Annotated in this window: 10 protein-coding genes; 5 read left to right on the top strand and 5 right to left on the bottom strand. The window is 72.8% G+C overall.

Annotation, left to right across the window (positions count from 1 at the left end):
- The first annotated feature begins 590 nt into the window (after nucleotides 1-590).
- The gene (locus ACIBJG_RS03820; protein WP_399303585.1) at nucleotides 591-1,007 is read left to right on the top strand and encodes a DUF6234 family protein; all 417 of its coding nucleotides are present in this window, start codon (nucleotides 591-593) and stop codon (nucleotides 1,005-1,007) included.
- A gap of 180 nt (nucleotides 1,008-1,187) precedes the next feature.
- Here ACIBJG_RS03820 and ACIBJG_RS03815 read toward each other — a convergent pair whose 3' ends face one another.
- Both ACIBJG_RS03815 and ACIBJG_RS03810 read right to left on the bottom strand, forming a co-directional pair.
- Nucleotides 1,188-1,628, bottom strand: a complete 441-nt coding sequence (locus ACIBJG_RS03815; protein WP_399303583.1) for a VOC family protein — start codon at nucleotides 1,626-1,628, stop codon at nucleotides 1,188-1,190.
- A 213-nt stretch (nucleotides 1,629-1,841) separates the two neighbouring features.
- The gene (locus ACIBJG_RS03810; RefSeq protein ID WP_399303581.1) at nucleotides 1,842-2,243 is read right to left on the bottom strand and encodes a hypothetical protein; all 402 of its coding nucleotides are present in this window, start codon (nucleotides 2,241-2,243) and stop codon (nucleotides 1,842-1,844) included.
- A 164-nt stretch (nucleotides 2,244-2,407) separates the two neighbouring features.
- Between ACIBJG_RS03810 and ACIBJG_RS03805 the strand changes: the two genes are divergently transcribed.
- The 3 genes from ACIBJG_RS03805 (at nucleotide 2,408) to ACIBJG_RS03795 (ending at nucleotide 4,783) form a co-directional block, all read left to right on the top strand.
- The gene (locus tag ACIBJG_RS03805; RefSeq protein ID WP_399303579.1) at nucleotides 2,408-2,737 is read left to right on the top strand and encodes a hypothetical protein; all 330 of its coding nucleotides are present in this window, start codon (nucleotides 2,408-2,410) and stop codon (nucleotides 2,735-2,737) included.
- Nucleotides 2,738-3,094: 357 nt separating this feature from the next.
- Complete coding sequence (locus tag ACIBJG_RS03800; protein WP_399303577.1) at nucleotides 3,095-4,237, top strand: cell wall protein; 1,143 nt, start codon at nucleotides 3,095-3,097, stop codon at nucleotides 4,235-4,237.
- Between the two features lie 9 nt (nucleotides 4,238-4,246).
- Nucleotides 4,247-4,783, top strand: a complete 537-nt coding sequence (locus ACIBJG_RS03795) for a hypothetical protein (protein ID WP_399303575.1) — start codon at nucleotides 4,247-4,249, stop codon at nucleotides 4,781-4,783.
- Nucleotides 4,784-4,923: 140 nt separating this feature from the next.
- Here the strand turns inward: ACIBJG_RS03795 and ACIBJG_RS03790 are convergent, their stop codons facing one another.
- The 3 genes from ACIBJG_RS03790 to ACIBJG_RS03780 are packed head-to-tail and all read right to left on the bottom strand — an operon-like array spanning nucleotide 4,924 to nucleotide 7,463.
- Nucleotides 4,924-5,679, bottom strand: coding sequence for a thioesterase II family protein (locus ACIBJG_RS03790; protein ID WP_399303573.1), 756 nt, complete (start codon nucleotides 5,677-5,679; stop codon nucleotides 4,924-4,926).
- Nucleotides 5,680-5,707: 28 nt separating this feature from the next.
- Nucleotides 5,708-5,902: an acyl-CoA carboxylase epsilon subunit gene (locus ACIBJG_RS03785; RefSeq protein WP_399303571.1), complete on the bottom strand. Its 195-nt coding sequence runs from the start codon at nucleotides 5,900-5,902 to the stop codon at nucleotides 5,708-5,710.
- 1 nt (nucleotide 5,903) lies between these two features.
- Nucleotides 5,904-7,463, bottom strand: coding sequence for an acyl-CoA carboxylase subunit beta (locus tag ACIBJG_RS03780; protein WP_399303569.1), 1,560 nt, complete (start codon nucleotides 7,461-7,463; stop codon nucleotides 5,904-5,906).
- A gap of 321 nt (nucleotides 7,464-7,784) precedes the next feature.
- Here ACIBJG_RS03780 and ACIBJG_RS03775 point away from each other — a divergent pair, with 321 nt between their 5' ends.
- On the top strand, nucleotides 7,785-24,188 hold the full coding sequence (locus tag ACIBJG_RS03775) for a type I polyketide synthase (protein ID WP_399303863.1): 16,404 nt from the start codon (nucleotides 7,785-7,787) through the stop codon (nucleotides 24,186-24,188).
- Nucleotides 24,189-24,214 lie beyond the last annotated feature (26 nt).

Raw genomic sequence — 24,214 nt, 5'->3', positions numbered from 1 at the left:
CACCGCAGCGGGAGAGGACTTCCACCACTTCATCAAGGCACCCGGCTGCGCTCCGGTCCGCCGGGCGCGCTTCTCGGCTCGGGCTGCGCCCCCGCCCCTGCCTCCCGCCGTCGGCGCTACCGCCTCCGACGCGCGCTCACAACCGGAGAGGCCCGGGCCACTCGGGGCAATTTGAGGGCATCTCCCCGGGACCGCCGTTCAGCGAAGGGGCTCGCCGCTCGCCTCGTGGGGGGATGAGGGGGGTGGGGATCTACGGCCTGCAACATAGTCCCGAGGTGGCTCCCGGGGACCTTTATGCCCACCCCCCTTGACCGCGGACCTCGAAGGTTCTCTGACCGGTCTCCAGCCATCAGGGAATGTAGCAACTGGCACTGACAACGGCCCCGGGCCAGGAGGTGGTGTCCGTTTCACGGTACGACTGCGCTCACTCCGGTCAATGAGGCGGACGGATGGGCGGAGCCTCGGCCAGGCGTGCGTTTCGCGGGTTACGTGGTGACTGCCCGACCCGTCACAGGCGAGGCCCTCTCAGATGCGGAGCTGAGTAGTCATACTCATGCGCTGGCCTCGAACGCACGGGCAGGGTGGCGAGCATGGACCTGCCTGTGGCCCCGCCGGCCTTCGATGCCACCACTGGCCGCAAGCGGCGGCGGCGTGCAGACCGTGGTGCCGATATCGGAGTCGGGTGCGGCCTGGTGTTCTTGGAGTTGGTCGCTCTGGGGGTGATCCTCGGGCTTTGGTTCCTGTCCGGGTTCAACCTCGACTCGGCGAAGACCGTCGCGTTCGATTCATGGTGGAACTACCTGGCCGCCGTCGGCGGAGTCGGAGTGCTCGCCCTGGCGGCAGCCGCGATAGCCGGCTGGGCCGGGGCAGTGGTGACGGCCGTCAGCCAAGTCATCATCGCCACCCTGATGTGCGTCATTGTCTTCGGTGGCGAGGAGATTCAGTCCCACCAGGATCAGCGGTGTCGTGACATGCCGTCATCGGTGGGCTGCCAGGAGAACGGCTAGGGGCCGGCGGGCCGGGAGGGGGGTCATGGCGAGGAACGATTCCCGGTTTGTCGCCTACTTTCGCGCCCGGCCGAGCGGCACGCTCGCTCCAGTGACCGCAGTGGTGGCGGAGGCGACCGGAGACATTGTGCCGCTGCCGGCCAGGTTGCGGGCACGGGCGCGCGGGGGCTTGCCTCCTCTTCAGCGCAGTTGCTCGGCCAGCCCGACGATGATGCCCTCCGGGCCGCGGACGTAGCAGAGCAGATAGATGTCCTCGAACCGGGCGATCTCGCCGAGGAGTTCGGCGCCGTGAGGTCGCAGGCGAGCGACGGTGTCCTCGATGTCGTCGACGGCGAACATGACACGGTGCGTGCCCAGGATGTTGTGTGGCCGGTTCCGTGGTCCGTCGCTGAGCGCCGCGGGGGTGCGGTACGTCGCCAGTTCGAGCTTGCTGTGACCGTCCGGGGTCCGGACCATCGCGATGTCGCAGCGGACGCCGTCGAGTCCTGTGCACTGGTCGGCGACGAGGCCCTCCACCGTCGCCTTGCCCTCCAGCTCCATCCCGAGCTCCACGAAGAACGCGACGGCGGCGTCCAAGTCCTCGACGACGATGCCTACGTTGTCCATCCGCTGAATCGCCATGCTGGTCTCTCCCTCTTCCTTGTGCGGCCGGTGTCGGCCTCTGATGCTCCTGGGACGGAGCCGATGGCACGTTCTCGACATCCCCGGACCGCCGGACTCCGAAGAACCCGGATCGTGGCTCGGAGGAGATTCATCCGGATGCAGCAACCAGCGGCCGGCGCGAGGGTTGAGCGCGGCGTCCTTGGCGCGTACGCCCGGGCCCAACGCGTGACCTCAGCCCCGATGGGGCCTGACCGTACGCCGGGCGGGTGCCGGGCGGGACCGTGGCGCGAGGCAGTGCGCCGCGTGGACGGTGATCGTGCCGCCTGCGCCCGAGGCGCCGTGGATCGTGACGCGTTCCTCGTCTCCGGCGGCGATCGGCCTGCCGCAGCGGTCGCACAGCAGCGGTGCCCGGTCATTCGCGCAGGACTGGCAACTGCGCGGGAACCACTGGACCGTCGATCCGTGCGCCTCGATCAGTTGTGGGCCAAGGTCGCGGACCGCCCCGGTGTGCAGGGTCGTACCGCAGAAGACGCAGTGAACGCCCCGCTGCTGCTGGGCGGACAGCGCCGTGACCGGAGGCAGCGTGACGAGCCGCCTGTCGGGTGCGGGGTTCGGGGTGGAAGGATGGCTCATGGTCGGTCTCCTGGTGATCTCAGGGTTCTGACTGGCCCCGGCCGAGCGGAGGTGCGAACTCCGGGCCGGGGCCTTTCTGTTGCTGGTGGCGTCGCCACTTGACGGCCAATTTATGGGAGTCCCATAATGCAAGTCAAGCGGCATGCCCGATTCGAAGGAACGGGATGGCCGAGACAGAGAGCGAAGGGCCGGTCGAGAGGGAGGAGGTGCAGCGTGTCTTCGATGGCCTGGACGCCGTCGAGTCGATGGAGGACTCGCTAGAGAAGGCGCAGATCATCAGCCGCTTGCTCAGAGATCAGATCGAGCGCACCAAGAGGCTGAAGGAGCATCGCCGGAGGATCGTGTCGCATCTGCGGTCGCAGAAGGTGACGTACCGAGAGATCGCCGAAAGTTTGGGGGTCTCTATCGGAACCGTGCAGGACATCGAGCGGGGATATTCGGGTTCTGGGAAGAACCGCCCCAAGAAGAAGAACACCGAGACCACGGCCGAATAGCAGGACGGCCGAGCGGTGTAGAGACCGCCCGGCCGTAGCGACCAGCGGGTGATCACCCCGCCGATCCGAAACCCACCCATGTGAAGAGAAGGATTCGCCTTCGATCGTAGGGCCCGTACCCGCGTGGTGACCACTCCCACGCCCTGAGCCGTCCGGAACGGCCTCGTTCGCTGTGAACTTCGCGGCCCCCGGCCGCCCCACACCCCCAGGACCGTGATGCGCCACCCCACCGGCGCGGCTTCGTGCTGCGCTGCTCCGTCATGCCCGCACCCGGCATGGGACCCAGTACCTCGCCCCCTCCAGGAACTCGACGCGACCGCCTCCCGTTGTGCCCAGCCGCGCGCGTGGCTGCGGGCGGTGGTGTGGCTCGTCGAGGCGGGTCTGCACCGGCGGGCAGGGACGACGACGCTTGCCGTCGCGCGTGATCTGGCCGAGCGGATGGACTACCGGCTCGGGCTCGTGCTGTACGACCTGGAGGGCACCGCTGCCCGGTGCGGGGTCTCGGTGGCGACGGTGAAGCGGCATGTCCGGGTGATGCGGGAGCTGGGCGCGCTGGTGTGGCAGCGGCACGGGACGAAGCGGAATCTGCGCCTGCTCGGCCGCCCGTACACGGGTACGGCGACGATCTACGCCGCGACGATCCCGGCCGTCTACGACTCGGCGATGGGCCATCGTCTGGACGGTGCCGGATACGAGGCGCGGGTGTGCGGGGTGACGGACGCGGGCCGAGACCGTGCGGTGCGGGCCGCGCAGGCGAGGAACCGGCCTGTGAACAACCCGCCCGGACGTGACCCCGGTTCCGGCGGGCGTGCGCCCCATTCTTCCGGGGCCCACCACGACGTACGCGACGCTGATGTGAGTGGGAAGTTGAACTACACCCCGCGCAGGCGCGCGACGCCCGACCGTGCGCCACGGCGGTCCCCGCTCCAGATCGCCCGGGACATCACCATCGCCCGGCGGGTGCGACCGCTCGTGGGCTGGACCCAGCACGAGGGGCTGCGCCGCCTCGCGTACGCGCTGCGCCCGCTCATCGACCGTGGTCTCGGTGTCCGTGACATCGCGGGGGAGCTCTGTGGCCTGGCGGCTGGATGGCGGCCCGCGCGCCCGGCGGCCTGGATCACGGCGGCTCTGGGCCGCGACCGAGAGGCGCCCGCCGGGCATGCGGGTACGAGCCCGCCGGAGGCCTTCCGGCGGGCCGTGGCCGATGTGCGGGAGTCGTATGCCGACTCTGCCGGCGGCGGGGTGTCAGTGGGTACCGAGGGCCCGTCGTGCGGCATCGAAGGGCTGATCCGTGCGGACGTCGTCCAGTTACGCTCGGCCGCCGCGACGGACCCGGGGCTGGTGCTCGCCGCCCTGGAGAACCTCGGTGAGCGTGACACCCGCCGTCTGTACACGAACCGGCTGGTGGACGAGGTGCTGCGGTACGAGTTCACCGGCGCGCGCCGTGGGAGTGCCGACCATGAGCTGCAACTTCGGCTTGCTGTCAGTCCCCGTCCTTAGGATCACGGCATGCCTGATGCCTTCACCGTCCTGTGGACCCACGACACGTGCCGTGCGCTGCGCAAGGCGGGCCGTGTTGGCGAGCGACCGCCGGTCGCCTTCAGCGGTGCTCACTCCTCCCTGCCGGCTTGGACGGGTGCTCGTGCCGGAGACGAGGTGTACGCGCTGCACGTCAACCGGCGCGAGGTGTTCGTGGTGAGTCGGATGCGAGTGATCGACGTGGAACGACGTGACTGCTGCGGCACGGCTCCCGCGACGTGGGAGGACCCCGCGCATCCCGGGCACGGCGACTGGTCGATGCTGGGCGCCGACGGATGCGGAGCCAGGGCGGTGCATGTGGACGCGACGCCCGTAGGCTTCGACGCGGTGATCCCTGGTGAACTGCTTGCGCGGCTTACCTGGTGCAACCGCCGAGGTCAGACCCGCGTTCTCACGTACGTGGTGGACGGCCTTCTCGAGAGGTCGGTCAGCCTTCAGGGGTTCTACCGTCTGACCCCCGAAGCCGCTGCGGAGTTGGCGATAGTCGTCGGCAGCCCTGCTCGTTGAGGCGGACCAGTGCGGTGTGTCCGACGAGGGCCCTTCTTCTCCGCCTCCCGCGGTGGGCGACGGTGACGAGGCCGGGCCAGGGCGAAGCCCCCGGACGGTGAGATCCACCGTCCGGGGCCATGCCGTCTCATGGCCTCCCGCTACGCGACGCGTTCGCGGATCAGCTCGATGACTTCCGCCGCGTGGTCGTTGAGGTAGAAGTGGCCGCCCGGGAACGTGCGGAAGGAGCACGGGCCGTCCGTGTGGGTGGTCCAGGCGGTGGCCTCCTCGGGGGTCACCTCGGGGTCGGTGTCGCCGTTGAGGACGGCTATCGGGCAGGTCAGGGCCTTGCCCGGGCGGTAGCGGTACGTTTCCGCGGCCCGGTAGTCGCCGCGGATGGCCGGGAGCACCGCGCGCAGCAGTTCCTCGTCGGCCAGGACCGCCGGGTCCGTGCCGCTCATCCGGCGGATGGTGGAGAGGAGCTGGGCGTCCGGGGCGAGGTGGACCTGTTCGTTGTCCCGGTGGTGGGACGGGGCCCGGCGGCCCGAAGCGAACAGGATGCGGGGGGTGATGCCCGCCGCCTCCAGGCGCAGGGCCACCTCGAAGCCCAGGGTCGCGCCCAGGCTGTGGCCGAACAGGGCCACCGGGCGGTCGCACCACGGGAGCATCTCGGCGGTCACCAGGTCGGCCAGTTGGCGTACGTCGGCGACGCAGGGTTCGGCGCGGCGGTCCTGGCGGCCGGGGTACTGGACGGCCACCACGTCGGCCGAGGAGGTCAGGGCGCGGGAGACGGGGAAGTAGTAGCTGGCCGCGCCGCCCGCGTGGGGGAAGCAGAACAGGCGTACCGGCGCCTCGTCGGAGGGGTGGAAGCGGCGCAGCCAGGCGCTGGGGGCCCGCACGGTCGTGGTCGGGTTCATCGGTGGTCGGTGTCCTTACGCAGTCGGTTCACGGGGCGGTCCAGGTGCCCGGCGGGCGCCAGCCGCGTGCGGGGCCCCAGTCCGCCCGGGGACGGGGCGGACTGGGGGCGTCAGGATCGCGGGGTCGCGTCGCGGAGAGCAGCACCAGGAGGACGGCGGCCAGTTCCGTCGCGTCCGGGGTGCCGCGCTCGACCCGCAGGTGGGGTTCGGCTCGTTCGGTCATGTCAGAACGGTGGGTTGCCGTGCTTGCGTTCGGGCAGCGGCACGTGTTTGGCCCGTAGGACGTCGAGTGCGTCGACCAGTACCTGGCGCGTGGTCGCCGGGTCGATGACGTCGTCGACGAGGCCGCGCTCGGCGGCGTAGTACGGGTGCATCAGCTCCTGGCGGTACTGCTTGACGCGCAGTGCGCGTGCCGCCTCCGGGTCGTCCGCGGCGGCGATCTCCCGGCGGAAGACGACGTTGGCCGCGCCCTCCGCGCCCATCACCGCGATCTCGTTGGTGGGCCAGGCGAAGGACAGGTCCGCGCCGATGGAGCGGGAGTCCATGACGATGTACGCGCCGCCGTACGCCTTGCGCAGGATCACCTGCACCCGGGGGACGGTGGCCGCGCAGTACGCGTAGAGGAGCTTCGCGCCGTGGCGGATGACCCCGCTGTGCTCCTGGTCGCTGCCCGGCAGGAAGCCGGGGACGTCGACCAGGGTGACGAGCGGGATGCTGAAGGCGTCGCACGTCTGCACGAAGCGTGCGGCCTTCTCCGCCGCGTGGATGTCGAGGACGCCGGCGAGGGAGGCGGGCTGGTTGGCGACGATGCCCGTCACGTGGCCGTCCAGGCGGGCCAGGCCGCAGATGATGTTGGTCGCCCAGTTGGCGTGGACCTCGAACAGATCGGCGTCGTCGACGATCTCCTCGATCACGGTCCGCATGTCGTACGAGCGGTTGGGGTCGGCCGGTACGAGCCGGGACAGTGCGTCGCCGCGCCGGTCCGCCGGGTCGTCGCAGGGGACGGAGGGCGGCAGTTCACGGTTGTTGGACGGCAGCAGCGACAGCAGGTGGCGTACGTCCTGGAGGCACTCCTCCTCGGTGTCGTACAGGAACGTGCTCGCGCCGGAGACCGTGGAGTGGACCTGGGCGCCGCCGAGGTCGTTGTGGGTGATCTTCTCGCCGGTCACCGCCTGCACCACGTCAGGCCCGGTGATGTACATCTGCGAGATGTCACGCACCATGAACACGTAGTCCGTCAGGGCCGGGGAGTACGTCGCCCCGCCGGCGCACGGTCCGAGCATCACGCTGATCTGCGGGATCACCCCGGACGCGGCCACGTTGCGGCGGAAGATGCCGCCGTATCCGGCGAGCGCGGTGACACCCTCCTGGATACGGGCTCCCGCACCGTCGCTGAGGGACACGAGCGGGAGGCCTGCCGCCAGCGCGAGGTCCATCACCTTGTGGATCTTCTGGGCGTGGGCCTCGCCGAGCGAGCCGCCGAATATCCGGAAGTCGTGCGCGTAGACGAACACCTTGCGGCCGTCCACCTTGCCCCAGCCGGTCACCACACCGTCGGTGTGCGGCCTGCGGTCCTCCAGCCCGAACCCCGAGGCCCGGTGCCGTCGCAGCTGTTCGATCTCCCGGAACGTACCCGGGTCGAACAGCAGGTCCAGCCGCTCGCGCACGGTCAGCTTGCCCCGTGCGTGCTGCGCCTCGGTCGCGCTCGGGGAAGGGCCCAGCTCGACGGCCTCCTTGATCGCCTCTCGTTCGGCCACTCGGACACTGACATCGGCAACGGTCATGCTCCACCCGTCTCTTCGGCCTTCGGGGCCGCCGACGGCGGCGCCCCGGGCAGTGCGTGTCATTGAAGGCGCCGGGGGTGTGCGCGGAGAACACGGACCACCCCCCTGACCGCGTACGGGCCTTCCTGCACCCCGGTTCAGCAGGCATCTCGGCCCGTACGGCCACCCCGCGCGGCGGGCCGGACCGGGCGCGGGCGGGCGGCGGGCAGGGTCAACACCTGGGGGGATAGGGGTGTCGCCGCCCTTCGGAGCCGACCTAGCGTGCGGTCACCCCGTGGCTGGAATGACTCGGGGTACTCGATACGAACTGGGAGCGTGCAGATGTCCGCGGGCTTCGATCCTGTCGCTGATGACGTGTCCGGCGCGGAGGTCCGCCCGGAGGTCCGCTCGGAGGTGCGTCCGGAGGAGAATCCCGGGGCCGCCGCCCTGGCCGGCCGGCTGTCCGGACTCCCCGGGAGCGAACAGACCCGGCTCCTGGCCGATCTGGTCTGCGAGCAGACCGCCGCATGCCTGCGCAAGGTCCGGCCCGACACCGAGCCGGTGATCGTCGCGCAAACCTCCTTCAGGGAACTCGGGCTGGATTCGATCGCCCTCGTCGACCTGCACGCGCGGATCAACGCGGCGACGGGGCTGGCCCTTCCGGTGACCGCCGCCTTCGACCACCCGAGCCCCGAGCTGCTGGCCGACTGTGTGCGTACGGAACTGCTCGGCGAGCCCGACGGGCTGCGGCCGGCTGCCGCGGACGCCTCCTCCGCCCCCACCGTTCCAGCCTTCGTGGACGAACCCATCGCGGTCGTCGGCATCAGCGGGCGTTTCCCCGGCGGCATCCGCTCGGCCGAGGACCTGTGGGACCTGGTCGACGGCGGCGGGAGCGCCGTCGGCCCCTTCCCGGACGACCGGGGCTGGGACCTCGACGCCCTGTTCGACGACGACCCCACCGTGCCCGGCACCTGCTACACGCGTACCGGTGGATTCCTGCACGACGCCGCCGAGTTCGACGCCGAGTTCTTCGGGATCAGCCCGCGCGAGGCCCTGGCCATGGACCCGCAGCAGCGGCTGCTGCTGGAGACGGCCTGGGAGGCGCTGGAGCGCACCGGGATCGACCCGACCTCGATGCGGGGCAGCCGGACCGGTGTGTTCATCGGCGCCGGGCCCTCCGAGTACGGGCCCCGCGTGCAGGACGCCCCCGAGAGCCTGACCGGATACCTCGTCACGGGCGGCGCGCTGAGCGTCACCTCGGGCCGCGTCGCCTACGCGCTGGGCCTGGAGGGCCCGGCGCTCACCGTCGACACCGCCTGCTCCGGATCGCTGGTCTCCCTGCATCTGGCCGTCCAGTCGCTGCGCCGCGGCGAGTGCTCGATGGCGCTGGCGGGCGGCGTCACCGTACTGAGCACCCCCGGACTGTTCACCGAGTTCAGCCGGCAGCGCGGGCTCGCCCCGGACGGACAGATCAAGGCCTTCGCGGCGGGCGCCGACGGCACCTCCTTCGCCGAGGGCGTCGGGCTGCTCGTGGTGGAGCGGCTCTCCGACGCGCGGCGCAACGGACACCAGGTGCTCGCCGTCGTCCGCGGTTCGGCCGTGAACCAGGACGGCGCGAGCAACGGACTCACCGCCCCGAGCGGGACCGCGCAGCAGCGCGTCATCGCGCAGGCCCTCGCCGACGCCGGTCTCTCCGCCCACGAGGTGGACGCCGTCGAGGCGCACGGCACGGGGACGACCCTGGGCGACCCGATCGAGGCACGGGCCCTGATCGCCACGTACGGCAAGGACCGCCCCGAGGACCGGCCGCTGTGGCTCGGCTCGGTGAAGTCCAACCTGGGGCACACCCAGGCCGCCGCGGGCGTGGCCGGACTGATGAAGATGATCATGGCGATGCGGAACGGGGTGCTTCCGCGCACCCTGCACGTGGACGCCCCCAGCGGGAACGTCGACTGGTCGGCGGGGACCGTACGCCTGCTCACCGAGCCCGTGCCGTGGCCGGCGACGGACGACCGGCCGCGCCGGGCGGGCGTCTCCGGCTTCGGCATCAGCGGGACCAACGCCCATGTGATCGTGGAGGAGCCCCCGGCAGACGACGCCGTGGACGCGGCGGGGGGCGCCCCGGAAGAGTTGTCGGCCGCCGAGGCCGCCGGCCCGGTGCTCGTGCCCGTCGGGGCCCGGTCCGACGAGGGGCTGCGGGCCCAGGCCGCGCGGCTGGCGGAGTTCCTGGACGAGCGGGCCGATCTCTCGCCCGCGGACCTCGGACACGCGCTCGGCACGAGCCGCGCCGCGCTCGAACACCGGGCCACCGTCGTCGCGGCGGACCGCGACGAACTGCTCGCCGGGCTCAACGCCCTCATGACCGGCGACAGCACCCCCGGCACCAGGACCGGCACGCTGCCCGCCGGGCGGCTGGCCTTCCTCTTCACCGGTCAGGGCAGCCAGCGCCTCGCCATGGGGCGCCGGCTCCACGACGCCTACCCGGTGTTCGCGGACGCCCTCGCCGACGCCATCGGCTGGCTCGACCTCCAGCTCGACACCTCCGTGTGGGACGTCCTGTTCGCCGAGGAGGGGTCCGAGGAGGCCGCCCTGCTCGACGAGACCCGTTACGCCCAGACCGCGCTGTTCGCCGTCGAGGTGGCCCTCTTCCGACTCGTCGAGTCCTGGGGCGTCCGGCCCGACTTCGTGGCCGGCCACTCCATCGGCGAGATCGCGGCCGCGCACGTCGCCGGCGTCCTGAACCTGGAGGACGCGGCCACCCTCGTCGCCGCCCGCGGCCGACTGATGCAGGAACTGCCCACCGGCGGCGCCATGATCGCCGTCCAGGCCACCGAGGAGGAGGTACGTCCCTTCCTCGGGGAGCAGGTTGCCGTCGCCGCCCTCAACGGCCCCGACTCCCTGGTCCTCTCCGGTGAGGAGCACGCCACCCTCGCACTCGCCGAGCGCTTCGCCGAACAGGGACGCAAGACCAAGCGGCTCCAGGTCAGCCACGCCTTCCACTCGCCGCTCATGGAGCCGATGCTGGAGGAGTTCCGGCGCATCGCCGGCATCCTGGCCTACTCCGCGCCCCGTATCCCCGTCGTCTCCACCGTCACCGGACGGCTCGCGACGTCGGAGGAGCTCTGCTCGCCGGACTACTGGACCGGCCATGTCCGAGGCGCCGTCCGCTTCTCCGACGCCATGGACTGGCTCCTCGTCCAGGGAGGCGCCCGTACCTTCCTGGAACTCGGCCCCGACGGCGTCCTCAGTGCCCTCGGCCAGAACTGCCTGCCCGAGGAGCGCGAGGCCGACACCGTCTTCGCCCCGCTGCTGCGTACCGGCAAGGACGAGGTCCGTGAGGTGCTCGGCGCTGCCGGACTCGCCCATGTACGCGGCGCGCGCCTCGACTGGCACGCCGTCCACGCCGGCCACCCCGCCCGCCGGGTCGACCTGCCCACCCATGCCTTCCGCACCCGCCGCTACTGGCTGGACCCGCAGCAGGCGGCCGGGCCCGGTGCGCTCGCCACCCGGCACCCCGTCCTGAGCTCGGCCGTCGAGCTCGCGGGTGCCGGCACCACCGTGCTGTCGGGACGCCTGTCGCCGCGCACCCAGCCGTGGGTGGCCGACCACACGATCGCCGGGGTCACCCTGCTTCCGGGCACCGCGTTCGTCGAACTCGCCCTGCGGGCGGGGGAGGAGACCGGCTGCGGGCTCGTCGAGGAGCTGACCCTCCAGAGCCCGCTGGTGCTGCCCGAGTCGGGCGCCGTGGCCATCCAGGTGGTCGTGGCCGCCGCCGACGCCGCCGGCCGCCGCACCGTCGAGTGCTACGCGCGCCCCGACACCGTGGAGGCGGCCGAGGACGACTGGGTGCGCCACGCCACCGGCGTCCTGGCCCCCGCAGCCCCGGAGCCGGACACCGCCGCGCTCGCCGGGCCGTGGCCGCCGGCCGGCGCGGTCCCGCTCGACGTCAGCACCCTGTACGCCGACATGGCCGACGAGGGCTACGGCTACGGGCCCGCCTTCCACGGGGTCCGCGCCGCCTGGCTGCTCGACGGCGAGGTCTTCGCCGAGGTCGAACTCCCGCAGCCGGCCCAGGCCGGGGCCGCGGGCTTCGGCCTGCATCCGGCCCTGCTCGACGCCGCCCTGCACCCCGCCGACCATGCCCTGTCCGCGGCCGGCAACCGCCCCGAGGGGACGTGGATCCCCTTCTCCTGGAACGGGGTCGCCCTGTACGCGGCCGGAGCGTCCGCCGTGCGCGTACGGATCGTCGCGAACGGCCGCGACGAACTCGATGTCACGGTCGCCGACGCCACCGGCGCCCCCGTGGCCCGGGTCGGCTCGCTGCTGCTGCGCGCCGTCACGTCGGACCAGCTTGCCGCCGACCGCTCCGACCCGCTGCTCGCCGTGCGGTGGAACCCCATCGAACTGCCGCAGGACGGCGTCGAGTTCGCCGAGTTCGCGGAGCTCACCGCCGTGGCCGACGGGGCCGTGCCGCCCGTCGTCGTGTACCGCACGCCGCCCACCCCGGCGGGCGAGGTGCCGGCCGCCGTCCGTGCCGTTACCGCCGACGCGCTGGCCGCCGTGCAGACCTGGCTCGCCGACGAGCGGTACGCCGGGTCGCGGCTCGCCGTGGTCACGCGCGCCGGAGCGTCCGTGCCGGGCACCGATGTTGACCTCGCCCAGGCGCCCGTCTGGGGCCTCGTCCGGTCCGCGGAGGCGGAGAACCCGGGCCGCTTCGTGCTCGTCGACACGGATGCCGAAACAGAAAGCAGCACCGGTGTCGACACCGACGCGGCCGGAGCGGCCGCTGCCGCCCTCCTCGGCCGCGCCCTAGCCGCGTCCACCGAACCCGAACTTGCTCTGCGCGGAACCGAGTTGTACATACCCCGGCTGGCCGCCGTACCGGCCCCCGACGAGGAGCGCCCCGCGCCCTGGGACGCGACCGGCACCGTACTCCTGACCGGAGGCACCGGCGGCGTGGGCGCCGAACTCGCCCGCCACCTGGTCCGCGAGCACGGCGTACGGCACCTGCTGCTCACCAGCCGGCGCGGCGCGGACGCCCCCGGTGCCCGCGAACTCCTCGCCGACCTCGCCGCATCGGGCGCCCAGGTCACCGTCAGCGCCACCGACGCCGGCGACCGGGAAGCCCTGGCCGCACTGCTCGCCGCCGTCCCGTCCGAGCACCCGCTGCGCGCCGTGGTGCACGCGGCCGGGGTGATCGACGACGGCCTCGCGGGCGACCTCACCGCCGGGCGGATCGACACCGTGCTGCGGCCCAAGGCGGACGCCGCCTGGTATCTGCACGAGCTGACGGCCGGCCTCGACCTCGCAGCCTTCGTCCTCTTCTCCTCGGCCTCGACCGTCCTCGACGGCGCCGGACAGGGCAACTACGCCGCCGCCAACCTCTTCCTCGACGCCCTGGCCGCCCGCCGCGCGGCCGCCGGGCAGGTCGTCACCTCCCTCGCCTGGGGGCTGTGGGCCGGGGGCGGCGGAATGGGGGCGGGCCTCGACGCGGCCGCCCTCACCCGCATCGAACGGCTCGGCCTGGACTCGCTGTCCTTCGCGGAGAACCTCGCCCAACTGGACAAGGCCCTGGGCACCGACGAACCGGCCGTGGTCCCCGTACGCGTCAACCAGCGCGCGGTGAGAGCCCGCGCCGACGGCACACCCACCCTGCTGCGCGCCCTGGTGCGGCCCCGCATCGCCCGCACCGCCGCCGGGGCGGCGACGTCGACCGCCCCCGCCGGGACGGCACCGCTCGCGGCTCGCCTCGCCGAGCTGGGCGCGGCCGAGCGCCTCACCACCGTCCTGCGCCTGGTCCGCACCGAGGCCGCCGCCGTCCTCGGCTACCGGAGCGCCGAGGAGGTCACCGCCACCCGGGCGTTCATGGAGACGGGCTTCGACTCCCTCGCCGCCGTGGAACTGCGCAACCGGCTCGCCGCCGCGACCGGACTGCGGCTGAGCGCGACCCTGACCTTCGACTACCCCACGGCGACGGCCCTGGCCGAACACCTCGTCACCAAGCTCGTGGCCTCGGCGGCGCCCGAGGCCGCAGGCGCGGCAGCGGCGCCGACGGGCCGTACGCCCGCCACGGATACGGATGACGACCCGATCGTGATCGTCTCCATGGCCTGCCGCTACCCGGGCGGGGTGGCCTCGCCGGAGGAGCTGTGGCAGCTCGTCGCCGAGGGGTCCGACGCCATCGGGCCCTTCCCCACCGACCGCGGCTGGGACAGCGACCTCTACGACCCGGAGATCGGCAAGCCCGGCAGGACCTACTCCACCGAGGGCGCGTTCCTGTACGACGCCGCCCGGTTCGACCCTGCCTTCTTCGGGATCAGCCCGCGCGAGGCGCAGGCCATGGACCCGCAGCAGCGACTGCTGCTGGAGGTCGCCTGGGAGACCTTCGAGCGTGCCGGGATCGATCCCCGGTCCATGAAGGGCAGCTCGACCGGAGTCTTCGCCGGCGTGATGTACCACGACTGGGGGCTGCGGCTCGGTCCGCTCCCCGAGGACGTGGCCGGCTACCACGGCAACGGCAGCCTCGCCAGTGTGGTGTCCGGCCGGGTCGCGTACACGCTGGGACTTGAGGGCCCGGCGGTCAGCGTCGACACGGCGTGCTCGTCCTCGCTGGTGGCCCTGCACATGGCCGCTCAGGCCCTGCGGTCCGGTGAGTGCTCGCTGGCCCTCGCCGGTGGTGTCACGATCATGTCCACCCCCGACACCTTCCTCGACATGTCCCGCCAGCGAGGCCTGGCCTCCGACGGCCGCTGCAAGTCCTTCGGCGTCGGCGCGGACGGTACGGGCTGGGGCGAGGGTGCGGGCGTGCTGCTGCTGGAGCGGCTGTCCGACGCCCGCCGCAACGGGCACCGGGTGCTCGCCGTGGTCCGGGGTTCGGCCCTGAACCAGGACGGCGCGAGCAACGGGCTCACCGCCCCGAACGGCCCGGCCCAGCAGCGCGTCATCCGCCAGGCGCTCGCCAACGCCGGTCTGTCGGCCGCCGAGGTCGACGTGGTGGAGGCGCACGGCACGGGGACCCGGCTCGGCGACCCGATCGAGGCCCAGGCACTGCTGGAGACGTACGGCCAGGAACGGCCCGAGGGGCACCCGCTCCGGCTGGGGTCCATCAAGTCGAACATGGGCCACACGCAGGCGGCGGCCGGTGTCGCGGGCATCATCAAGATGGTCATGGCCATGCGTCACGGCATTCTGCCCAGGACTCTGTACGCGGACACGCCCTCGGACCAGGTGGACTGGTCGGCGGGCGAGGTGGAACTCCTCACCGAGGCCCTGGAGTGGCAGCCGGTCGGCCACCCGAGGCGTGCGGGCATCTCGTCGTTCGGGATCAGTGGGACGAACGCCCACGTGATCATCGAGCAGGCCCCGGAGCAGGCCGAGGACGTGGCCACCCCTGCCGCGTTCCCCGCCCTTCCCGCCCTCCCCTGGCCGGTCTCCGGCTCCACCGCCGAGGCCCTGAGCGCGCAGGCCGGCCTCCTCCGCAGTCGGCTCAGGGAGCTGACCGACGAGGAGCTGACCCCCGCCGCCCTCACCCTGGCCACCGGCCGGGCGGCCCTCGAACACCGTGCCGTCGCCTTCGGCGCCGACCGGGAGGAACTCTCGGCCGCGTTGGAGCTGCTTGCGGGCGCGGAGACGGTCCAGGGCGCCGGCACGGTCCTGGGCGCGGGAGTGGCGTTCCTGTTCACCGGGCAGGGTGCGCAACGGCTGGGCATGGGCAGCGAGTTGTATGGGGCGTTCCCGGTGTTCGCGGAGGCGTTCGACGCGGTGTGTGCGGAGACGGACGTGCACCTCGGGCGGTCGTTGCGTGAGGTGATGTGGGGCGAGGACGCGGAGGCGTTGAACGCGACCGGGTTCGCCCAGCCTGCCCTGTTCGCGTTCGAGGTGGCGTTGTTCCGGCTCGTCGGGGCCTGGGGTGTGACCCCTGATGTCGTGGTCGGGCATTCCATTGGTGAGCTGGCCGCCGCGCACGTGGCGGGTGTGCTGTCGCTCGCGGATGCGGCTCGGCTGGTCGTGGCCCGTGGTCGTTTGATGCAGGCGTTGCCGGCTGGTGGCGCGATGGTCGCCGTGCAGGCTTCCGAGGCGGAAGTCCTGCCGTTGCTCACGGACGGTGTGGGTATCGCGGCCGTCAACGGGCCGCAGTCGGTGGTGGTTTCCGGCACGGAAGCGGCTGCTGTGGCGGTCGGTGAGCATTTCTCCGCCGCCGGTCGTAAGACCAGCAGGCTGGCTGTCTCGCACGCCTTCCACTCGGCGTTGATGGAGCCGATGCTGGAGGAGTTCCGTGCGGTGGCGGCCGGGTTGGTCTTCTCCGAGCCGCGTATTCCGGTGGTCTCTACGGTTACGGGTGAGCTGTCTGCGGATTGGCAGTCTGCGGAGTACTGGGTCGACCAGGTCCGTAGCCCTGTCCGTTTCGCCGACGCCGTCCGCAGCGCGGAAGGGGCGGGCGCGCGTACGTTCGTGGAGATCGGCCCGGACGCGGTCCTGACCGCCCTCGGGGCCGGGGCCGCCGAGGACTCCGCCACCTTCGTTCCGCTGGTCCGGCGCGACCGTGACGAAGCCCGTGAGGCCCTGACCGGTGTCGGAGCGGTCTGGGCGCGCGGAGGCGATGTCGACTGGTCCGCCGTGCTCGGTGGGACGGGTACCACCGGCTCCCTCGTCGATCTGCCCACGTACGCCTTCCAGCGCAAGCGCTACTGGCTCGACGTCACCGCCAAGGCCGGCGATGTCGGATCGGCCGGGCTCGATCCCGTCGATCACCCCGTGCTCAGCGCGGCCGTCCTGTCGCCGGAGTCGGGGTCCGTGGTCCTGACGGGCCGGCTCTCGGCCGCCGCGCAGCCATGGGTCGCCGACCACGGGGTGCACGGTGCGGTGCTGCTGCCCGGCACCGGCTTCGTCGAGCTCGCGGTTCGCCTCGGTGACCAGGTCGGCTGCGACCTCCTGGAGGAGCTGACCCTGGAGGCGCCCCTCGTCCTGCCCGCGTCCGGTGGTGTGGCCCTGCGCGTCGCCGCCGGCGCCCCGGAGGCTTCGGGCCGCCGACCGCTGCACATCCACTCACGTCTCGACGGCGCCCCCGAGAACGCCTGGACCCGGCACGCCACCGGCTTCCTCGCCACCGGCGAGCCCGCGAAGGTGCAGGCCGACCTCACCCAGTGGCCGCCCCGCGGGGCCACCCCTGTGCAGGTCGAGGGCGCCTACGAACGGCTGCGTGAGCGCGGATACGGCTACGGGCCCGCCTTCCAGGGCCTGACAGCGGCCTGGCGGCGCGGCGACGAGCTGTTCGCCGAGGTCTCCCTGCCCGACTCCGTCCGCGCGGAGGCGGCCGACTACGGGCTGCACCCGGCGCTCCTGGACACCGCCATGCACGTGGACGTCCTCGTCGACCAGGAGGAGGGCGGCACCGAGGCGCTGCTGCCCTTCGCGTGGAGCGGGGTGTCGCTGCACGCGACAGGGGCCGCCGCGCTGCGTGTGTACGTACGCCGCATCCGGGGGGCGGAGGAGTCGGTGATGGTCGTCGCCGACGAGGCCGGCAGCCCCGTGATGACCGTGTCCTCGCTGATCTGCCGTCCCGTCTCCGCCGACCAGCTGGCCCCGGCCGAGGGCCCCCTCTCCGATGCCCTGCACCACATCGAGTGGATGCCGCTCCCCGAGCCGTTCGAACCCCTTCCGTCCTCCACCGTCGTGCTCGACGAGTACGGGCTCGCCATCCTCGGCGACCCGTCGGCCGCCGTCCTGGCCTGCTGCCCGACCCCGGCGGGCTGGCCGACGCCCGAGGCCACGCGCACCGTCACCTCGTACGTGCTCGACCTGCTGCAGTCCTGGCTGATGGACGAGCGGTTCGAATCCACCCCCCTGGTGGTCGTCACGCGTGGCGCTGTCGCCACCGACCGGGACACCGCCCCCGATCTGACCCAGGCCCCCGTGTGGGGCATCGTCCGGGCGGCCCAGGCGGAGAACCCGGGCCGCATCGTCCTGCTCGACGCCGACCCCGGCGACGACATCGACGCGGCAGGGTTCCCGGCCGCCGCCGGTGCGGCCCTGGCTCACGGCGAACCCGAACTCGCCCTGCGCGACGGACGGTTCCTCATACCCCGACTGGTCCGTACGGCCGTGCCGGAGGCCGACGCCCCGTGGAACGGCGACGACACCGTCCTGATCACCGGTGGTACGGGCGGCCTCGGCGCCCGCATCGCCCACCATCTCGTCGAACGGCACGGCGTACGCCACCTGCTGCTCACCAGCCGCAGGGGCTTCGACGCCCCCGGCGCCGCCGACCTCCGCGATCGGCTCGTCGCGGCCGGAGCCGTGGACGTCGGGATCGCCGCGTGCGACGTCGCCGACCGGGCCGCTCTGGCGGAGGTCCTCGACGGCATCGGGTCCGGGCACCCGCTCGGGGGAGTCGTCCACGCGGCCGGAGTCGTCGACCCCGGCCTGATCGGCGCCCTCACCCCCGAACGCCTCGACACCGTCATGCGGCCCAAGGCGGACGCGGCCTGGCACCTGCACGAACTCACTGCGGGAATGAACCTGTCGGCGTTCGTGATGTTCTCCTCCGCCGGCGGGCTCGTCCTGCCGGCAGGGCAGGGCAACTACGCGGCCGCCAACGTGTTCCTGGACGCCCTCGCCGCCCACCGGCGCTCTGCCGGACTGCCGGCCACCTCCCTCGCGTACGGGCTGTGGGCCGTCAACACCGGGCTCGGCGGCGAACTCACGGACGCCGACGTGGAGAAGATGAACCGGCTCGGCCTCCCGGCCCTGCCCGCCGCCCGCGGCGTCGAACTCTTCGACGAGGCCCTGCGCACCCGGCACGCCCTGCTCGCGCCGCTCCTCGTCGACCCGGCCGCCCTGCACGCCCGCGGCACCGACGTCCCGCCGCTGCTGCGTGCCACCGCGGCCGCCGCCCGGCCCGCGCTCCGCCGTACGGCAGCTTCTGCGCCCGTCGGCGACAGCCTGGCCGGCCGCCTGGCCCCGCTCACCGCCGCCGAACGCCGCCAGACCCTCCGCGATCTGGTCGCCGGCCAGGTCGCGGCCGTCCTCGGCCACGAGTCCGCGGCCAGCGTCGGCGTCGACCGCGCCTTCAAGGAACTCGGCTTCGACTCGCTGGCAGCAGTGGAACTGCGCAACGCGCTCAACTCCGCGACCGGGCTGCGGCTTCCGGTCACCCTCGTCTTCGACTACCCGAACACCGGGGCCGTGGCCGACTACCTCGACACGGAACTCGGAGGCACGGAGGACGAGTCCGCCGCCGCGACGGCCGACTTCGCCCCCACAGGCCTCTCGGACGACGAGCCCGTCGCGATCGTCGGCATCAGCTGCCGCTTCCCCGGTGGGGTCCGCTCCGCCGAGGATCTCTGGACGCTCGTCGCGGAAGGCCGCGACGCCATCGACGGCTTCCCCGCCGACCGGGGCTGGGACACCGACGGCATCTACGATCCGGAGCCGGGCCTGCACGGCAAGACCTACGCCCGCGAAGGCGGATTCCTGTACGACGCCGCCGAGTTCGACCCGGCGTTCTTCGGCATCAGCCCCCGCGAGGCCATCGCCATGGACCCGCAGCAGCGGCTCCTGCTCCAGGCGGCCTGGGAGGCCTTCGAGGACGCGGGCATCGACCCGACGGCCATGCGCGGCAGCCAGACCGGTGTCTACGCCGGTGTGATGTACCACGACTACGCCTCCCGCCTCCAGCACATCCCCGACGACGTCGCCGGCTACCTCGGCAACGGCACCGCCGCCTCGATCCTCACCGGCCGCGTCGCCTACACCCTCGGCCTGGAAGGGCCCGCGGTCAGCGTCGACACCGCGTGCTCCTCGTCCCTGGTGGCCCTCCACATGGCCTGCCAGGCCCTGCGGCGCGGCGAGGTCGGCATGGCCCTCGCCGGCGGTGTCACCGTGATGTCGACCCCCGAGATCTATGTGGAGTTCGCCCAGCAGCGCGGGCTCTCCGCCGACGGCCGCTGCAAGGCCTTCGCGGGCGGCGCCGACGGCACGGGCTGGGCGGAAGGCGTCGGCCTGCTCCTCGTCGAGCGGCTCTCCGACGCGGAACGCCTCGGCCACGACGTCCTCGCCGTGATCCGCGGCTCCGCCATCAACCAGGACGGCGCGAGCAACGGCCTCACCGCCCCGAACGGTCCGTCGCAGCAGCGGGTCATCCACCGCGCCCTCGCCGCGAGCGGCCTCACGACAGCCGACGTGGACCTCGTGGAGGGCCACGGCACGGGCACCCGGCTCGGCGACCCGATCGAGGCCCAGGCCCTCCTTGCCACCTACGGTCAGGGGCGGCCCGCCGACGACCCGGTGTGGCTGGGCTCCATCAAGTCCAACATCGGCCACGCCCAGGCGGCGGCCGGTGTCAGCGGTGTCATCAAGTCCGTCATGGCGCTGCGCAACGGCCTGATGCCCCGGACCCTGCACGTGGACGAGCCCTCGCCCGAGGTGGACTGGGACGCCGGAAACGTACGCCTGCTCACCGAGGCCCGGCCCTGGCCGCGCCGGCCGGACAGGCCGCGCCGCGCAACCGTCTCCTCGTTCGGGCTCAGCGGCACCAACGCCCACCTCGTCGTCGAGGAGGCGCCGCAGACGGTGGAGCCGGCCGCCGAGCCACGCGTACGGCCCGTGACCGGCCGCCCGCTGCCCCTGGTGCTCTCCGGCTCGGACGCGGAGGCCCCCGCCCGCCAGGCCGCGGACCTCCGGGCCCGCCTGCTCGCCGAGCCCGGGCTGGACCTTCACGACGTCGCGTACACCCTGGCCACCGGCCGGGCGACGCTGGAACACCGCGGGGTGGTCCTGGCCACGGACACGCAGAGCGCGCTGCATGAGCTGGGTGCGCTGGCCGACGGTGAGGGCGTACGGGGAGTCGCCGCGCAGGGCAGGACGGCGTTCCTGTTCACGGGTCAGGGTGCGCAGCGCCTCGGTATGGGCCGTGAGTTGTACGAGAACTTCCCGGTGTTCGCCGAAGCCTTCGACGCGGTGTGTGCGGAGGTCGATGCGCACCTCGGGCGGTCGTTGCGTGAGGTGGTGTGGGGCGAGGACGCGGACGAACTGAACGCGACCGGGTTCGCTCAGCCCGCGCTGTTCGCGTTCGAGGTGGCGTTGTTCCGGTTGGTCGAGTCGTGGGGTGTGGCTCCGCATGTGGTGGTGGGGCACTCGATCGGTGAGTTGGCCGCTGCCCAGGTTTCCGGTGTTCTTTCGCTCGCGGATGCGGCTCGGCTGGTCGTGGCGCGTGGTCGTTTGATGCAGGCGTTGCCGGCTGGTGGCGCGATGGTCGCCGTGCAGGCGACCGAGGCGGAAGTCCTGCCGTTGCTCACGGACGGTGTGGGGATTGCGGCGGTCAACGGGCCGCAGTCGGTGGTGGTTTCCGGCACGGAAGCGGCTGCTGTCGCGGTCGGTGAGCATTTCGCCGCCGCCGGTCGTAAGACCAGCAGGCTGGCTGTCTCGCACGCCTTCCACTCGGCGTTGATGGAGCCGATGCTGGAGGAGTTCCGTGCGGTGGCGGCCGGGTTGGTCTTCTCCGAGCCGCGTATTCCGGTGGTCTCTACGGTTACGGGTGAGCTGTCTGCGGATTGGCAGTCTGCTGAGTACTGGGTCGATCAGGTTCGCCGGCCCGTTCGTTTCGCCGACGCATTGCGTAGTGCCGAGGCGTGGGGTGCTCGTACGTTCGTGGAGATCGGCCCGGATGCGGTCCTGACCGCTCTCGGCTCCGACTCCGCGACCTTCGTCCCTCTGTTGCGCAGGAAGCGTCCGGAGGCTGAGGCCCTGGTTGCGGCTCTGGGCCGGTTGTACGTGGAGGGTGCCCGGGTCGACTGGGAGGCGTTCTACGCCGGTTCCGGCGCCCGTCGCGTCGAGCTTCCCACGTACCCCTTCCAGCGCACCCGCTACTGGCTCGACGCACCCGCCGCCGTCGGTGATGCCGCCGGCCTCGGGCAGCTGCCCGCCGGACACCCGCTGCTCAGCGCCGTCGTCGTCTCCCCGGAGACCGGGGCTCCTGTGCTCACCGGACGGATCTCCGTCGCCACGCACCCGTGGCTCGCCGATCACGCCGTGCACGGCAGCGTGCTGCTGCCCGGCACCGCGTATGTGGAGATGGCGCTCCGCGCCGGCCACGAGGCAGGCTGCGCCCAGCTGGAGGAGCTGACCCAGGAGACCCCGCTGCTGCTGCCGGCCAAGGCCGGTGTCGCCGTGCAGGTCACCGTGGGCGAGGCGGACGGGTCCGGGCGGCGTGACGTCGTCGTGTACTCGCGGGCCGAGGATCTGGCCGCCGATGCCCCGTGGACCCGCAACGCCCGGGGTGTTCTCGCCGCCGAGCCGGCGCCCGCCGTGCCCGACCTGGAGGCCTGGCCCCCGGCCGGTGCCCGGGCTGTGGACGTCAGCGGCATGTACGAGGACCTCGCCGGGCTCGGTTACGGGTACGGCCCCGTGTTCCAGGGCCTGACGGCGGCCTGGCGGCGCGGCGACGAACTCTTCGCCGAGATCAGCCTGCCCGAGCACGCCCGCACCGACGCCGCCGCGTTCGCGCTGCACCCGGCCCTGCTCGACGCAGCCCTGCACGCGGAGCGCATCTTCGACGGGGATCACGAGGGGCCCGTCCGGGCCGCCCTGCCCTTCGCCTGGAACGGCGTCACCCTGCACAGCACCGGTTCCCCCGCCCTGCGGGTGCGGTTGACCAAGCCGGGCCCCGACGCGGTCGCCCTGCGGATCACCGCGCCGACGGGCGAGCCCGTGGCCACGGTCGAGTCGCTCGTGGTGCGTGAGGTGTCCGCCGCGCAACTCGCGGGCGACGGGGCCGGCCGGGATGCGGCTCTGTTCCGTATCGACTGGCAGGCCCCTCGGCCGAACCGGCCCTCGGCGGCCGCGAACTCCACCGATGACTGGCTCGTCGTCGGGGCCCCGCTGCCGGGCATCCGGTCGGTGTCCTCGCTCGCCGAGGCCGGCGCGGAGGAGTGGGCCCCAGGCACGGTTCTGCTGACCGCGCCCGACGTGTCCGACGTCTTCGGTACCGCGGGCGGGGTCCCCGAGCAGGTGCGTACGTCCGTCGGGCGGCTCGTCGACGGGCTCGGCCAGTGGCTGGCTGACGACCGGTTCGCCGATGCGCGGCTGGTGCTCGTCACCCGGAACGCCGTGGTCGCGGGCAACGGGGACGAGGTGGACGTCGTACAGGCCCCGCTGTGGGGTGTCCTGCGCGCGGCACAGGCCGAGAACCCGGGCCGCTTCACCGTCGTCGACCTCGACGACGCCCCCGAATCGGTGGCGGCCCTGCCCGCCGCCCTCGCCCCCACCGGGAGCGCGACGGAGACGGAGGCCGAGACCGAGATCGCCATCCGCCGGGGCCAGGTCCTGGTGCCCCGCTACGCGGCGGCCACCACCGGCGGTGCCGGCGAGCCCCTGGTGTGGTCCCCGGACGGCACCGTACTGATCACCGGCGGAACCGGCCTGCTGGGCGGGGTACTCGCCAGGCACCTGGTCGCCGAGAAGGGCGTACGCCACCTCGTACTCACCAGCCGACGGGGTGAGGGCGCCCCGGGTGCGGCGGAACTGCGCTCACAGCTCACCGAGTTGGGCGCCGAGTCGGTACGCATCGTCGGTGTAGACGCGGCCGACCGGTACGCGCTCGCCGCGCTGCTCGACGAGATCCCGTCCGCGCACCCGCTGACCGGGGTCGTGCACGCCGCCGGCGTCATGGACAACGCCCTGGTCGGGGCCGTCACCCAGGAACAGGTCGGCAGGGTGCTGCGGCCCAAGGTCGATGCCGCGTGGCACCTCCACGAGCTGACCAGGAACCTGAACCTGTCGGCGTTCGTGCTGTACTCCTCGGCCGGCGGCCAGATCCTCTCCGCCGGGCAGGCCACCTACGCGGCCGCCAACGTCTTCCTCGACGCCCTGGCCACCGAACGCCGTGCCGCCGGACTCGTCGCCACCTCCCTGGCCTGGGGCCTGTGGGAGGGCACGGTCGGGGAGGGGCCGGAGCTCACCGACGCCGACCTGCGCAGGATGGGCCGCTCCGGGGTGCTGGAGCTCTCCTTCGCCGACGGGCTCGCGCTGTTCGACGCGGCGCTGGGCACGGAGGACGCCCTGCTCGCACCGGTCCGGCTCGACCGCGCCGCGCTGCGCGAGCGGGCCGACGAGATCCCGGCCCTGCTGCGCGGGCTGGCCGGCCCGCCCGCCCGAAAGGGGCCCAGGCCCACCACGGTCCCGGCTGCGGGGGCCGGTGACAGCGCCGGCTCTCTCGTACGGGCCAAGCTGGCCGCGCTGCCGGCCGGACCGGAGCAGACCCGCTATCTGGAGGAGCTGGTACGGGGCCACGCCGCCGCCGTACTCGGCCACGGCGATCCGACGGGGGTAGCGGCCGACCGGGGCTTCACCGAGCTCGGCCTGGACTCCCTCGGGGCCATCGAACTGCGCAACCGGCTCCAGAAGGCGACCGGGCTGCGTCTGCCCGCCACCCTGATGTTCGACTACCCCAACTCGGCCTCCCTGGCCGGGTTCCTGCTGGAGGAGCTGGAGCCCGAACCGGCAGCCACTGTGGGCCAGGAGCCCCTGGACGACGAGCGCATCAGGCAGGCGCTGCTGTCGATCCCGGCGGCGCGCCTGCGCGAGGCCGGCCTCCTCGACACCCTGCTCGGCCTGGCGAAGGCAGACCCGGCCCAGGCTGCCGACGCTTCAGAGGCCTCCGAGGCATCCGACGAACAGGGGCCGGCCATCGAGGAGATGGCCGTGGACGACCTCGTACGAGCCGCCATGGCCGGCGGCGAACTCAGCTGATCCCGACCTGGATGATGAGGATGACG

This window comes from Streptomyces sp. NPDC050422 (assembly GCF_044458665.1).
In the GTDB taxonomy this organism is placed as follows: Bacteria; Actinomycetota; Actinomycetes; order Streptomycetales; family Streptomycetaceae; genus Streptomyces.
The sequence above is the reverse complement of the archived record's forward strand: the minus strand, read 5'-3'. Positions and strand labels throughout refer to the sequence as shown.